The sequence below is a fragment of the Rhodococcus sp. 21391 genome (assembly GCF_016772255.1).
Taxonomy (GTDB): domain Bacteria; phylum Actinomycetota; class Actinomycetes; order Mycobacteriales; family Mycobacteriaceae; genus Rhodococcus_F; species Rhodococcus_F opacus.
On the sequence record NZ_CP063781.1, the window covers coordinates 1,971,733 to 1,985,848 of the forward strand.

At 67.4% G+C, this 14,116-nt stretch carries 12 protein-coding genes; 7 read left to right on the forward strand and 5 right to left on the reverse strand.

The genetic code is table 11. The annotated features are described in order from the left end of the window. Nucleotide 1 precedes the first annotated feature (1 nt). Nucleotides 2-1,372 (reverse strand): branched-chain amino acid ABC transporter permease, encoded by a 1,371-nt coding sequence (locus tag GO592_RS09370; protein WP_005565485.1) that lies wholly within the window; start codon nt 1,370-1,372, stop codon nt 2-4. A 226-nt stretch (nt 1,373-1,598) separates the two neighbouring features. On the opposite strand from GO592_RS09370, the gene polA reads away from it, so the two are divergent. Then, the gene (gene polA / locus GO592_RS09375; protein ID WP_039950442.1) at nt 1,599-4,343 is read left to right on the forward strand and encodes a DNA polymerase I; all 2,745 of its coding nucleotides are present in this window, start codon (nt 1,599-1,601) and stop codon (nt 4,341-4,343) included. A 19-nt stretch (nt 4,344-4,362) separates the two neighbouring features. On the opposite strand, the gene trxA is transcribed toward polA, so the two are convergent. Both trxA and GO592_RS09385 read right to left on the reverse strand, forming a co-directional pair. Continuing rightward, nucleotides 4,363-4,731, reverse strand: a complete 369-nt coding sequence (trxA, locus tag GO592_RS09380; protein ID WP_005247443.1) for a thioredoxin — start codon at nt 4,729-4,731, stop codon at nt 4,363-4,365. Nucleotides 4,732-4,804: 73 nt separating this feature from the next. Continuing rightward, on the reverse strand, nt 4,805-5,803 hold the full coding sequence (locus GO592_RS09385) for a helix-turn-helix domain-containing protein (protein WP_039950441.1): 999 nt from the start codon (nt 5,801-5,803) through the stop codon (nt 4,805-4,807). A gap of 194 nt (nt 5,804-5,997) precedes the next feature. Here GO592_RS09385 and GO592_RS09390 point away from each other — a divergent pair, with 194 nt between their 5' ends. Continuing rightward, entirely contained in the window at nt 5,998-6,903 is a 906-nt protein-coding gene (locus GO592_RS09390; protein ID WP_007295809.1) for a DMT family transporter, read from the forward strand. Here GO592_RS09390 and GO592_RS09395 read toward each other — a convergent pair whose 3' ends face one another. Beyond that, entirely contained in the window at nt 6,904-7,425 is a 522-nt protein-coding gene (locus GO592_RS09395) for a 2'-5' RNA ligase family protein (RefSeq protein WP_005571116.1), read from the reverse strand. Nucleotides 7,426-7,444: 19 nt separating this feature from the next. Between GO592_RS09395 and GO592_RS09400 the strand changes: the two genes are divergently transcribed. The 4 genes from GO592_RS09400 to GO592_RS09415 all read left to right on the forward strand — a co-directional run bounded on the left by GO592_RS09400 (nt 7,445) and on the right by GO592_RS09415 (nt 11,382). Further along, nucleotides 7,445-8,542 carry an isocitrate/isopropylmalate dehydrogenase family protein gene (locus GO592_RS09400; RefSeq protein WP_007295808.1) on the forward strand — a complete coding sequence of 366 codons (1,098 nt, stop codon included), beginning with the start codon at nt 7,445-7,447 and terminating at the stop codon, nt 8,540-8,542. Between the two features lie 148 nt (nt 8,543-8,690). Then, nucleotides 8,691-9,620: an ABC transporter substrate-binding protein gene (locus tag GO592_RS09405; protein WP_050787246.1), complete on the forward strand. Its 930-nt coding sequence runs from the start codon at nt 8,691-8,693 to the stop codon at nt 9,618-9,620. A gap of 20 nt (nt 9,621-9,640) precedes the next feature. After that, nucleotides 9,641-10,624, forward strand: coding sequence for an amino acid ABC transporter permease (locus tag GO592_RS09410; RefSeq protein WP_005571114.1), 984 nt, complete (start codon nt 9,641-9,643; stop codon nt 10,622-10,624). After that, on the forward strand, nt 10,621-11,382 hold the full coding sequence (locus GO592_RS09415) for an amino acid ABC transporter ATP-binding protein (protein ID WP_007295807.1): 762 nt from the start codon (nt 10,621-10,623) through the stop codon (nt 11,380-11,382). Before GO592_RS09410 ends, GO592_RS09415 begins: the two co-directional genes overlap by 4 nt. Nucleotides 11,383-11,420: 38 nt before the next feature. On the opposite strand, the gene GO592_RS09420 is transcribed toward GO592_RS09415, so the two are convergent. Further along, the gene (locus tag GO592_RS09420; RefSeq protein ID WP_007295806.1) at nt 11,421-12,314 is read right to left on the reverse strand and encodes a class I SAM-dependent methyltransferase; all 894 of its coding nucleotides are present in this window, start codon (nt 12,312-12,314) and stop codon (nt 11,421-11,423) included. 248 nt (nt 12,315-12,562) lie between these two features. On the opposite strand from GO592_RS09420, the gene rpsA reads away from it, so the two are divergent. Next, nucleotides 12,563-14,047, forward strand: coding sequence for a 30S ribosomal protein S1 (rpsA, locus tag GO592_RS09425; protein ID WP_005260398.1), 1,485 nt, complete (start codon nt 12,563-12,565; stop codon nt 14,045-14,047). The last annotated feature ends 69 nt before the right edge of the window (nt 14,048-14,116 follow it).

Consider the following 14,116-nt stretch of genomic DNA (forward strand, 5'->3'; position numbering starts at 1 on the left):
CTCACCCGATCCTTTGCCGGCTGCCGAGAATGCCCTGAGGCCGGACGACCAGGATGACGATCAAGATGAGCAGTCCTCCGATGTACTTGAGGTCGGGGTTGATCACCAGCGTCGACAGCTGGACGAGCAGACCGACGATCACACAGCCGAGCAGCGCGCCGTAAGCGGTGCCGAGTCCGCCGAGCGTGATACCGGCGAACATCAGCAGCAGGAGCTTGAAGCCCATCTCCCACTGCACGCGGCCGCCGAGTTCGGAGATGCCGAACAGAACGCCGCCGAGCGCGGCGAGACCGCCGCCGAGACCCCACACGAAGCGGATCACCCGTTCGACGTCGATGCCGGACGACGCGGCCAGGTCGCGGTTGTCGGACACCGCGCGCATGGCCTTGCCGATGCGCGTCTTCTGCAGCAGCAGGGCCACTCCGACGAGAACGACGAGACTGATGCCGATGCTCACGAGGTTGGCGTCGGTGATCGCGATCGGACCCCAGTGCCTTTCCACCTGGGCCTGGTAGTCGACGAACGGTTCCGCGCGATCGGAGAAGAAGATCAGGATCAGGTAGCGCAGGGAAATCGCGAGTCCGATCGACACCACCAGCTGCGCTATCAGGCCGGTCTTGCGTCGTCGCAGCGGTTTCCAGATCCCGGCATTGTTCAGCAGTCCGATCAGGATTCCCACGAAGACCGCGAGGATCGTGGCCGGGATCAGCTGCACACCGAACGTCACGTTGATCACCCACGCCGCGACCGCACCGAGGGTGACGAGTTCGCCGTGCGCGAAGTTCGTCAGGCCGGTGGTGCCGTAGATCAGGCTCAGCCCGACACCGGCGATGGCGATGACGAGACCGAACCGGAGCCCGTCGATGGTCTGGCGAATCAGCTTCTCGTAGAACGGGACCGCGGAACCGGTGCGGGCCTCGCCGAACGAGAAGATCACCGTGTTGGTGCGACCGGCCACCACTTCCCGCTGCACCGTGGCCTGCACGCTGACGTCGTCGGGAAGCGAGTCCGCCACGATCTCGAACGTGTACGTGCCGGGCGCGACCTGGAGTTCCCAGCGACCGTTCGACTCCGACGTCGCCTTCGCCACCTCGTTGCCCGACGAATCGAGAGCGCGCACTTCGACGTCCGCGAGCCGTTCGCCCGCGTTGTTCAGATTGCCGCTGACCCGCACCGCGTTCTCCGGGGGCGCCGGTTGCCCGCTCGTCGCGGGCGGTGGGGGCGGTGGGGTGGGTTCCTGCGCCGCCGCGGGACCGCCGAAAGCGATCGCCGCGACGAGGCCGAGCAGGACGAGGACGAACGCACGGCCGAGCTGCCGGGTGACCGACCCTCGTCTCGTGCGTTTCCTCGCGGATTTCGGTCGCGTCCTCACTGCTGGGAGTCGCTTCCTCACGGTTGGGGCCACGCAGGTCCTCCGGGGACGTGTAGATCGGTCAGGAACGTGCTGCGACGGACTCGACTACCGCCCGTGCCGCAATTTCCGGACTCTAACGGCTCCGGTCGCGCGAAATGGGGTTCTCGGATTTCCGGCACGTTTCGGTTGGGTATCGAACCATCCGGCTGATCGGTGTCGGATCGGCTCCCTAGACTGGGCAACCGTGAGCCCTGCAACCACCCCCCGGTCCACCACGTCCCCCGCGTCCGGCGCAGCCGCGTCGTCCGACGATCGCCCCACCCTGATGCTGCTCGACGGCCACTCGCTGGCCTTCCGTGCGTTCTACGCCCTGCCCGCCGAGAACTTCAAGACGCACAGCGGTCAGGTCACCAACGCCGTCTACGGGTTCACGTCGATGTTGATCAACCTGCTGCGCGACGAACAGCCGAGCCACGTGGCGGCGGCGTTCGACGTGTCCAGGCAGACGTTCCGGGCGGAGAAGTTCCCCGAGTACAAGGCGAATCGCAGCACGGCTCCGGACGAGTTCAAGGGGCAGGTCGAGATCACCAAGGACGTCCTCGGGGCTCTCGGCATCCCGGTGATGGCCGAGGCGGGCTTCGAGGCCGACGACATCATCGCCACGCTCACCACCCAGGCCGAGGCGCTCGGGTACCGCGTCCTCGTGGTGACCGGCGACCGGGACTCGCTCCAGCTGGTCACCGACGGGGTGACGGTGCTGTACCCGAAGAAAGGCGTCTCGGACCTCACCCGGTTCACGCCGGCGGCCGTCGAGGAGAAGTACGGGCTCACACCTGCGCAGTACCCCGACTTCGCGGCACTGCGCGGCGACCCGAGCGACAACCTGCCGGGCATCCCGGGTGTGGGGGAAAAGACCGCCACCAAGTGGATCAAGGAGTACGGCGATCTCGTCGGCCTGGTCGACAACGTCGACAAGGTCCGCGGCAAGGTGGGTGACGCGCTGCGGGAGAACCTGCCGAACGTCCTGCTCAACCGGGAACTGACCGAGATGGTGCGCGACGTCCCGCTGCCGTACACCCCGGATCAGCTGATGCTCGCGCAGTGGGATCGGGAGAAGATTCACGCGCTGTTCGACGACCTCGAGTTCAAGGTGCTGCGCGACCGGCTGTTCGCCACGTTGGCGCCGGTCGAAGCGGAGGCCGAGGAGGGTTTCGAGGTGCGCGGGAGCGCGCTCGATCCCGGGGCCGTCGCGGACTGGTTGTCGGCGCACGCGTCGACGGGCGAGCGATCCGGCGTGTCGGTGGTCGGCACCCGCACCCCGTACGGCGGTGACGTGACGGCGATCGCCATCGCCGCCGCAGACGGTGAGGGCGCCTACATCGCCACTGCGTCCGCCACCCCGGAGGACGAGAAGGCGCTCGGCACCTGGCTCGCGGACGCGGATCAGCCGAAGGCCCTGCACGAGGCCAAGTGGGCGATGCACGCGCTGCGCGGACGCGGCTGGGTGCTCGGTGGTCTCACCAGCGACACCGCGCTGGCGGCCTACCTGGTGCGCCCCGGGCAGCGGACGTTCAACCTCGACGACCTGTCGCTGCGGTACCTGCGCAGGGAGCTGCGGGTGGAGGAGACCGGCCAGGAGCAGCTGTCGCTGCTCGACGACGCCGACCAGGTCGACGCGGAAGCCGCCGAGACCGAAATTCTCAGCGCCCGCGCCGTCCTCGACCTCGCGGCCGCGCTCGACACCGAACTCGCGAACATCGAATCCACGGCGCTGCTGTCCGAGATGGAGTTGCCGCTGCTGGAGGTGCTGGCCGTCATCGAGGCGTCCGGCATCGCCGTCGACGGTGACCACCTGCACGACCTGCAGAGCCGGTTCGCGGCCGAGGTCTCCGCGGCGGCGGAGGCGGCCTACGGGGTCATCGGCAAGCAGATCAACCTCGGGTCGCCCAAACAGCTGCAGGTCGTGCTGTTCGACGAGCTGGAGATGCCCAAGACGAAGAAGACGAAGACCGGATACACCACGGACGCCGAGGCCTTGCAGAACCTGTTCGAGAAGACGTCGCACCCGTTCCTCGAGCACCTGCTCGCGCACCGCGACGCGACGCGGCTGAAGGTGACCGTCGACGGGCTGCTGAAGACGGTCGCCGAGGACGGGCGCATCCACACGACGTTCAACCAGACCGTCGCGGCCACCGGCCGGCTGTCGTCGACCGAGCCCAACCTCCAGAACATCCCGGTGCGCACCGACGCCGGCCGGCAGATCAGGGACGGTTTCGTCGTCGGCGAGGGCTACGACTCGCTGCTCACGGCCGACTACAGCCAGATCGAGATGCGGATCATGGCACACGTGTCCGGTGACGAGGGGCTGATCGAGGCGTTCAACACCGGCGAAGACCTGCACAGCTTCGTCGGCGCGCGTGCGTTCGGCGTGCCGATCGAGGAGGTCACGCCGGAGCTGCGCCGCCGTGTGAAGGCGATGTCCTACGGGCTGGCGTACGGGCTGAGCGCGTTCGGTCTGGCCGCCCAGCTCAAGATCTCGACCGAAGAGGCCAAATCGCAGATGGAGGCGTACTTCGCGCGGTTCGGCGGGGTGCGCGACTACCTGCACGAGGTCGTGGAACAGGCCCGCAAGGACGGCTACACGTCGACGCTGTACGGGCGTCGCCGCTACCTGCCCGACCTCACCAGCGACAACCGCCAGCGTCGGGAGGTCGCCGAGCGCGCCGCGCTCAACGCCCCCATCCAGGGCACGGCCGCCGACATCATCAAGGTCGCGATGATCAACGTGCAGCGCTCACTGCGCGAGGCGGGCCTGAAATCGCGGATGCTGCTGCAGGTCCACGACGAACTCGTGCTCGAGGTCGTCGATTCGGAACGGGAACAGGTCGAACAGCTGGTCCGCGACAAGATGTCCTCGGCCATCGAGCTGTCGGTGCCGCTCGACGTGTCCGTCGGCACCGGTCGCAGTTGGGACGCCGCCGCACACTAGGCGGCGGCGGTCCTCCGCCCTACTCGGCGGGCGCCTGCTCGGCGATCTGCTTGCGCACCTCGTCCATGTCGAGTGCCTTGACCTGCGTGACCAGATCCTCGAGCGCCGCGGGCGGCAGCGCACCGGGCTGGCTGAACACCAGCACACCCTCGCGGAACGCCATGATGGTCGGGATCGACCGGATGTTCGCGGCGGCGGCGATGCCCTGTTCCGCTTCGGTGTCGACCTTGGCGTGTACGACGTCGGGGTGCTGCTCCGACGAGGCCTCGAAGGTGGGGGCGAAGGAGCGGCACGGTCCGCACCACGATGCCCAGAAGTCGACCAGAACGACGTCGTTGCCGGTCACGGTCTCGTCGAAGTTCTGCTGAGTCAGAGTCTTGGTGGCCACGAGGGTCCTTTCTTTCGGTGACTGCTTTGCGTGTGCAACGCCGCGTCGCCGTCGATTCTTCCCTGCGGCGTCGTCAGCCGGTGCGCTCCGTGTCCCGGAACGTGCGGCGGTAGGCCTGCGGGGTGGTGTGGCGCAGCCGCAGGAAATGCTGCCGCAGGACGGCACCGCCGCCGAAGCCGACCCGTTCGGCGATCACGTCGACCGAGAGATCCGAGTTCTCCAACAGATGCTGCGCGGCCAGCACCCGCTGATCGCTGAGCCACCGGGCCGGGGTGGTCCCGGTCTCGGCCTGGAACCTTCGTGCGAACGTGCGGGGAGACATGTTGGCCTTGGCCGCCACCGCGGTCACCGACAGGTCGAGGGCGAGGTGCTCGGTCATCCAGTCGAGCAACGGCCCGAGGGTGTCGATCGTCGTCGACGGCAGCGGCATCGCCACGTACTGCGCCTGACCGCCGTCCCGGTGCGGCGGGACCACCATGCGCCGCGCGATCCCGTTGGCCACCCGGCTGCCCTGTTCCTTGCGCACGATGTGCAGGCACAGGTCGATGCCCGCGGCGGTGCCCGCGCTGGTCAGGACGGGATCGTCGTCGACGTACAGGACGTTCGGGTCGACCGTGGCGGCCGGGTGGAGGTCGGCGAGCCGCTGGGCGTGCCGCCAGTGGGTGGTGCAGGTGCGTCCGTCCAGCAGCCCGGCCGCGCCGAGCACGAAGGCGCCGCTGCAGAGGCTGGCGACCTTGGCGCCCCGGTCCACCGCGGCCCGCAGTTTGTCGAGGAGGGGGTCTATGCACGGGTCGGGGTCCTTCGCGCAGACGAAGGTGCCGTCCGCCTCGGCGTAGGTTCCGCCCGCGGGAACGACGATGAGGTCGGCGTCGTCGAGCCGGTCGAGGTCGTACGGGACGTCGATGCCGTATCCGAAGCGGGTGCGGATGGGTTCCGGTGAGCCGGCGACGAGCGAGAAGTCGTAGGTGGGGAGTCCGTCGTCGGATCGGTCGAAACCGAACACCTCGCAGGCGACACCGAGCTCGAACGCCTCGGTGAGCGGCATGAGCGGTACGACAACTTTTTTCAACACCGTCCCAGTATGGCAGAAATACGGTTAACAATGTCGTTTCTGCCACTTTTTCTCGGAGGTCGATGCTACGAGGCTGAAGACATGACAATCCTGGTCGTGGTACTCCTCGTGTTCCTGGCGCTCGACGCGCTGGCGCTCGCCGGCCGCACGCCCGACACGCACAACGAAGTCATCCAGCACGGGGACTTCCGGTTTTGAGAGGGAATCTGGCGGTCCAGTACGCGGGCGCGGCGCTCGCCTGGGGCGCGAGTTTCCTCTTCATCAAGGTCGGCCTCGAGGGCCTGTCCTTCACGCAGGTCGTGCTGTGGCGACTCGTGTTCGGGGCGGTGACCCTCGGTGCCGTCCTCGGACTCACCCGGACACGATTGCCGCGCGAAGCGGCGACGTGGGCGCACCTCTCGGTCCTGGCGGTCGCCCAGTGTGTGGTGCCGTGGTTGCTGTTCAGCTGGGCAGAGCAGAGCATCAGTTCGGGCCTGGCCAGCATCTACAACGCGACCACGCCCCTCATGACGATGTCGGTGGCCCTGGCGTTCCTGCCTGGGGAGAAGCTCACGGACGCAAAGCTGTTCGGCCTCCTGCTCGGATTCACGGGGGTGGTCGTGGTGCTGGCGCCGTGGCAGGCGGGGATCATCGGCAGCGTCCCCGCCCAGCTCGCGTGCCTCGGCGCCACCGCGTCGTATGGCGTGGCACTGGTCTACCTGAGGCGGTTCATCCTTCCGCGGGGCGTCGGCACGCCCACCATCGCGTTCATGCAGGTGTCGATCGCCGCAGCCGCCATGGTCCTCGCCGCCCCGTGGGTCGCGAGCACGCAGATGCACCTGACCCCCGCGATCGTCGCGTCGATGATCGGGCTCGGGGCGTTCGGAACCGGGCTGGCGTTCGTGTGGAACACGAACGTGGTGCGCGGCTGGGGGCCCACCGCGGCCTCCACCGTCACCTACCTGACACCGGTGGTCGGCGTCGTGCTCGGTGCGGTCGCACTCGACGAGCACATCTCCTGGAACCAGCCCGTCGGGGCACTCGCGGTGATCGCGGGAATCGTCGTCACCCAACGGTCTTCGCGCACGGCAGCCGAGACGGTCGCCGTGGACGCGCCGTGATCATGGTGGTGCCGTGACGACCCACTCGCGTTTGGCGTCCCCGTCCCACCGGCGCACTACCGACGCCCGGCCGATGATGTCGCCGCCGTCGAGGAGCCGCGCGGCCTCCGCGATCTGATCGGCAGGCAGTCGCCGCGCGAGAGTCACGTGCGGCGTCCACTCGCCCGGGCGGATGTGCGGTGTGATCTCCGTGGCGTGCGCCGCGAGATCGAACACGCTGCGGTGCAGGGACAGCAGCGCCTTCGACGGCACCACCAACCGGGACAGCGTGACGTGCCTGCCGCCGAACATCACGAGCCCGCCCAGCCGGATGTGGAACGAGGGCGTCGCGATTCGGCGGCCCAGCAGTTCGTCGATCTCGGGTGGGATGTGGCGTGCCACGAACAGGGTGATGTGGGGCCGATTCGATTCGGCGCGAACGCGAGTGCGGCTGGGCATCCCGGCATCCCACAGGCGTTGCCACTCCGCGCGCACGGCAACGTCGGTCGCTTCGTCGAACAGCAGTTCCACCGACTGGACCATGGTAGGCAATGATGGCCTCATGAGCGGTGCTACGGCAAACATTTCCGATACCCGGATCGGGGTGCTCCTCGGCGATGGCATCGGTCACGAGATCGTCCCGGCAACCCAGCGGGTGGTCTCGGCCGCGGTGACCGCGGCAGGAGGCGGCGACGTCGACTGGGTGGAACTGCCCCTCGGCCTGGGCGCCATCGAGTCGCACGGAACGCCGATCCCCGACTCCACGCTCTCCGCGCTGGACGAACTCGACGCCTGGATCCTGGGCCCGCACGACAGCGCCGCCTACCCGGAACCGTTCCGCGGCCGGCTGACCCCCGGCGGGGTGGTGCGCAAGAGATTCGACCTCTTCGCGAACATCCGCCCCGCGCGCTCGCTCGAGGGCGTCGCCTCGACGGTCCCGTACATGGACCTGGTGATCGTCCGGGAGAACACCGAAGGGTTGTACGCGGATCGGAACATGTTCACCGGCAGCGGCGAGTTCATGCCCACTCCGGACGTGGCGCTGGCGGTCGGCGTCGTGACGAGGAAGGCGTGTGAGCGCATCGCGCACACGGCATTCGCGCTGGCGCGCACCCGCGGCCGGCACGTCACGATCGTGCACAAGGCCAACGTGCTGTCGATGACGACCGGGTTGTTCCGCGACGTCTGCCGGGAGGTGGGGGAGCGCGACTACCCGGACGTGCGGATCGACGACGAGCACGTCGACGCCATGACCGCGCACCTCGTCCGCAGGGGACGCGACTTCGACGTCGTGGTGACGGAGAACATGTTCGGCGACATCCTGTCGGACCTGACCGGTGAGCTGTCCGGCTCGCTCGGCACCGCCCCGTCGATCAACAGTTCCGAGACCAAGGTGATGGCGCAGGCGGCGCACGGAGCCGCCCCCGACATCGCGGGCCACAACCGGGCCAATCCCACGGCGCTGATGCTGTCGGCCGCGATGATGCTGGAGTGGCTCGGGGAGCGCCGCGCGGACCGGCATCTGGGCGGCGCGGCCCACCGGATCCGCGACGCGGTCCGTGCGACGATCGCATCCGGAGTCGCCACGGCTGACCTGGGTGGACTCGCATCGACCGGTGAATTCACCGAGACGGTCCTCGCCCGGACACTGCGTCGCTGAAACCGCCGCCACGGGCCGGGACAGGCCGTTAATGTTCGGTAACGACGTCCGCAGATGCGGGTGCCGTAACCTACCGTTCGACTATTCGGAGTTCGCGAGTTCTCCGTCGCCGTAGCTCGCTCGGTGTACCACGATTTCCTTGGAGGACATGCCAGTGTCTGGTCGATCCGTCTTCGCGCGAGGCCGAGTGGCCCGCACCATCTGTGCACTGGCGGGCGGCAGTGCTCTGCTGCTCGCCGGATGCGCCAGCAACACCGAGGGCGGTGGTACGCCCTCCGGAGAAGAGACCGTCGCCGTGGAAGTCGACAAGGTGGATGCCATCGCGGCGACTCTGCCCGAGAAGATCGCCTCGTCCGGCAAGATCATCGTCGGTGTCAATATTCCCTACTCGCCCAACGAGTTCAAGGATCCGAGCGGCAAGATCGTCGGCTTCGACGTCGACCTCGTGGACGCCGTGAGCAAGGTGCTCGGCGTGACACCGGAGTACACCGAGGCGGACTTCGACAAGATCATCCCGTCGATCCAGGCCGGCAGCTACGACATGGGTATGTCGTCGTTCACGGACACCAAGGAACGCGAGCAGTCGGTCGACTTCACCACCTACTTCAGCGCCGGAGTGCAGTGGGCGCAGCCCGCCGGCAAGTCCGTCGACCCCACCAACGCGTGCGGCCTGCGGGTCGGCGTGCAGACCACCACCATCGAGGATCTCGAGGAGGTGCCCGCCAAGAGCGCGGCGTGCGTCGCGGCCGGGAAGCCGCCCATCGAGATCGTGAAGTTCGACAGCCAGGACGACGCGGCCAACGCCGTCGCCCTCGGCAAGGTCGACGCGATGTCCGCCGACTCGCCCGTCACCGCGTACGCGATCAAGCAGAGCGACGGCAAGATCGAGGCCGCGGGCGAGGTCTTCGACGCCGCGCCGTACGGCTGGCCCGTCGCGAAGGGGTCGCCGCTCGCCCAGACCCTCCAGCAGGCGCTGCAGCATCTCATCGACGACGGCACATACCGGACGATCGCGGAGAACTGGGGTGTCGAGGCGGGCGTCATCACCACCTCCCAGATCAACGGCGCCACGAGCTGAGCGGTTGACGAGTGTCTGACGTGGAGAAGGCCCCGGACCGGTCCGGCACCGAGACGGGGCAGGAACCGGAACCGATCAAGGCGATCCCGCTGCGGCGGCCCGGCCGCTGGATCGCCGCGATCGTCGTCGGCCTGCTGCTGGCGTTGTTCGTCAACGGTGCGCGCACCAACGAGGCGTACCGCTGGGACGTCTACGCCCGCTATCTGTTCGATGCACGGATCTCGGCCGCGGCGTGGAACACCATCCAGCTGACGATCCTGTCGATGGCGATCGCCATCATCCTGGGTGTCGTCCTCGCCGTCATGCGGCTGTCGCCGAACCCGGTGCTGAAGGCGGCGTCGTGGGGGTATCTGTGGATCTTCCGCGGGACCCCGGTCTATGTGCAGTTGGTGTTCTGGGGACTGTTCCCGTCCATCTACAAGCAGCTGGATCTGGGCATCCCGTTCGTCCACCAGTTCGTGCACATCGACCTGCAGGGAATCAACGCGGCGTTCCTGTTCGCGGTGATCGGGCTGGGACTCAACGAGGCCGCGTACATGGCCGAGATCGTCCGGGCCGGCGTGAACTCGGTGGCCGAGGGGCAGACCGAGGCGTCGGTGGCGCTCGGCATGACCTGGTCGCAAACCATGCGCCGCACGGTCTTGCCCCAGGCCATGCGGGTGATCATCCCGCCCACGGGCAACGAGCTGATCAGCATGCTGAAGACGACATCGCTGGTCACCGCGGTGCCGTACAGCCTGGAGTTGTACGGACGTGCCAGAGACATCTCGGGCGCGAACTTCCAGCCCATCCCGCTGCTGATGGTGGCCGCCACCTGGTACCTCGCCATCACCAGCCTGCTCATGATCGGCCAGTTCTACCTGGAGCGTTACTACTCGAAGGGTGCGTCCCGCAAGCTCACCCCGCGGCAACTGCAGGCGCTCGCGGACGCGCAGGGCAAGCCGCTGGTGATCGAACCCGGCCCCGAGACCTTGCCCGACACACCCGGAGGGGAACGACGATGACGCCGATGGTCAAGGCGGACCGGGTCTGCAAGAACTTCGGGGCGCTGAAGGTACTCAAGGGTGTATCGCTGGAGATCGACCCCGGCCAGGTCCTGTGCCTGGTCGGGCCGTCGGGCTCGGGGAAGTCGACCTTCCTGCGGTGCATCAACCACCTCGAACAGGTCAACGCCGGGCGGCTGTACGTCGACGGCGAGATCGTCGGGTACTCCGAGCGGGGCGGCAAGCTCTACGAACTCCATCCCAGGGCGGCCGCGAAGCAGCGCCGCGACATCGGGATGGTCTTCCAGCACTTCAACCTCTTCCCGCACCGGACTGCTCTCGAGAACATCATCGAGGCGCCCATCCAGGTGAAGAAGCTGAGCAAGAAGCAGGCGCTCGAGCAAGGACGCGATCTCCTCGAGCAGGTGGGCCTGAGCGAGAAGGCGGACGCGTACCCGGCGCAACTGTCGGGTGGTCAGCAGCAGCGCGTCGCGATCGCCCGCGCGCTGGCGATGGACCCCAAACTGATGCTGTTCGACGAGCCGACGTCCGCCCTCGACCCGGAGCTGGTCGGGGAGGTGCTGACCGTCATGAAGGATCTCGCGGCCGGCGGCATGACGATGGTCGTCGTCACGCACGAGATGGGCTTCGCACGCGAGGTGGCCGACCAGCTCGTGTTCATGGACGCCGGCGTCGTCGTCGAATCGGGGAACCCCCGCGAGCTGCTCGCCAATCCGCAACACGACCGCACCAAGTTGTTCTTGTCGAAGCTGCTGTAGTGGCCTCCGGCCCTTGAGTACTTGTTAACCGCCCGCGGTTAAGAAGTACTCACGGGTTTGCGGCAGCTGAAGATGGCGGTGCCGGGGAAGATTTGTCCCCGCAGCGGGCTCCACTGCCCCCATTCCCGGTCGAGCCACTCGGGCCACTCCGGCTCGATGATGTCGCGCACCTCCAGTCCGGCCGCCACGATCTCGCGCACCCGGTCGCCGATGGTCCGGTGGTGCTCGACGTAGGTGGGGACGCCGTCGCCGTCGACCTCCACGTAGGGCGTGCGGTCGAAGTAGGGAAGCGACGCAGTGAGTCCACGGGGGCCCGGATCGTCCGGGAAGATCCAGCGGATCGGATGGTTGACGGCGAAGACCCACAGCCCACCCGGGCGAAGAACCCGGGCCACCTCGCTCATCACCTGCTGTGAGTCCGCCACGAACGGAACTGCTCCAAAAGCCGAACACGCGATGTCGAAGCTCGCGTCGGCGAAGGGGAGGTGCTCGGCTCCCGCATGAACGAGCGGCACGGTCGCGCCACCCGCCCGCATGGCCTCGACCCCGCGGGTCAGCATCGACATGGACAGGTCGAGCCCGACCGCCCGGGCGCCCCGGCCGGCGAGCCACCGCGCGCAGGGAGCGGAACCGCAGCCCACCTCGAGGACATCCTTGCCCATCACGTCACCGAGAAGGTGGTAGTCGCCCTCGTGGAGTCCCTCCGGACACCAGACGAACTCACCCTCTGACGAGTCCACGCCGAGGAACTCGCCGTGGGTGCGGTGGTAGTCGTCCGCATCGGCGTCCCACCAGGCACGGCTCGCGCGTTCGCTGGACTCGGAATCGACGCGGACGCGGCTCACCCCGGACGTTCCGAGGACGCTGTTGGCGGTGCCGTGACGGTCGTCTTCGGGCGAGAGGGGAGAATCGGACGGGCGAGGATCGGGCATGGGCAACAGAGTAGAGCGTGGGAACGTGCCCGGGTTTGCCCAGCTTGCCCACGGGCGCGTAGCCTATTGCACGCGAGTGTCTCTGTGTGCGGCATCGGATTCGGTTCAGTTCGAGTTTGTTCGGTTCCAGTCGGGTGTCGTTCACTGCGCTTGCGGTGATCTGATTCGGCGAATGTTTCGTCGGTTCAGGTTGCTTGTCCGACAGAACACCATCAACCGACCACAACCCGTCCGGAGCAACTCAACACATGCCCTCCACCACCGTGACCTCGCCGCAGGTAGCCGTCAACGACATCGGCTCCGCCGAGGACTTCCTCGCCGCCATCGACGCAACGATCAAGTACTTCAACGATGGCGACATCGTCGAAGGCACCATCGTCAAGGTCGATCGTGACGAGGTCCTGCTCGACATCGGTTACAAGACCGAAGGCGTCATCCCTTCCCGTGAGCTCTCCATCAAGCACGACGTCGACCCCAACGAGGTCGTCTCCGTGGGCGATGAGGTCGAAGCTCTCGTCCTCACCAAGGAGGACAAGGAAGGCCGACTGATCCTGTCGAAGAAGCGCGCTCAGTACGAGCGTGCCTGGGGCACCATCGAGGAGCTCAAGGAGAAGGACGAGGCCGTCAAGGGCACCGTCATCGAGGTCGTCAAGGGCGGCCTGATCCTCGACATCGGCCTGCGTGGCTTCCTCCCCGCTTCGCTCGTCGAGATGCGCCGTGTCCGCGATCTGCAGCCGTACGTCGGCAAGGAGATCGAGGCCAAGATCATCGAGCTCGACAAGAACCGCAACAACGTCGTCCTCTCGCGCCGTGCATGGCTCGAGCAGACGCAGTCCGAGGTTCGCAGCGAGTTCCTGCACCAGCTGCAGAAGGGCCAGGTCCGCAAGGGCGTCGTGTCCTCCATCGTCAACTTCGGTGCCTTCGTGGACCTGGGCGGCGTCGACGGCCTGGTGCACGTTTCCGAGCTGTCCTGGAAGCACATCGACCACCCGTCCGAGGTTGTCGAGGTCGGCACCGAGGTCACCGTCGAGGTTCTCGACGTCGACCTGGACCGCGAGCGCGTCTCCCTGTCGCTCAAGGCGACGCAGGAAGACCCGTGGCGTCAGTTCGCCCGCACGCACGCCATCGGCCAGATCGTGCCCGGCAAGGTCACGAAGCTGGTTCCGTTCGGTGCCTTCGTGCGCGTCGAAGAGGGAATCGAAGGCCTCGTCCACATCTCCGAGCTGGCCGAGCGCCACGTGGAGGTCCCGGACCAGGTTGTCGGCGTCAACGACGATGCACTCGTCAAGGTCATCGACATCGACCTCGAGCGTCGTCGCATCTCGCTGTCGCTGAAGCAGGCCAACGAGGACTACAACGCCGAGTTCGATCCGTCCAAGTACGGCATGGCGGACAGCTACGACGAGCAGGGCAACTACATCTTCCCCGAGGGCTTCGATCCCGAGACCAACGAATGGCTCGAGGGCTTCGACAAGCAGCGTGAAGAGTGGGAGAACCGCTACGCCGAGGCTGAGCGTCGCCACAAGATGCACACCGCTCAGATGGAGAAGACCGCTGCAGACGAGGCCGCCGAGGCTGCCACCGCTGCTGCCGGCTACTCCTCCGAGTCGGGTGCCGGCGACGCCGACGCCGCTTCGGCCGCCAGCACCTCGTCGTCCGAGTCTGCCGGCGGATCGCTGGCCAGCGACGCACAGCTCGCCGCTCTGCGCGAGAAGCTGTCGGGCAACGCCTAGCAAGTCCGCCTGACGCGTCAGGCAAAGCCGAAGACCCCGCTCCTGCAATGCAGGGGCGGGGTCTCGTCG

Bases quoted from the DNA above. Each gene is read 5' to 3' on its own strand.
- GO592_RS09395 (WP_005571116.1), bottom strand. From the start codon at position 7,425: ATGGTCCAGTCGGTGGAACTGCTGTTCGACGAAGCGACCGACGTTGCC.
- GO592_RS09405 (WP_050787246.1), top strand. From the start codon at position 8,691: ATGCCAGTGTCTGGTCGATCCGTCTTCGCGCGAGGCCGAGTGGCCCGC.
- GO592_RS09400 (WP_007295808.1), top strand. From the start codon at position 7,445: ATGAGCGGTGCTACGGCAAACATTTCCGATACCCGGATCGGGGTGCTC.
- rpsA (WP_005260398.1), top strand. From the start codon at position 12,563: ATGCCCTCCACCACCGTGACCTCGCCGCAGGTAGCCGTCAACGACATC.
- GO592_RS09415 (WP_007295807.1), top strand. From the start codon at position 10,621: ATGACGCCGATGGTCAAGGCGGACCGGGTCTGCAAGAACTTCGGGGCG.
- GO592_RS09420 (WP_007295806.1), bottom strand. From the start codon at position 12,314: ATGCCCGATCCTCGCCCGTCCGATTCTCCCCTCTCGCCCGAAGACGAC.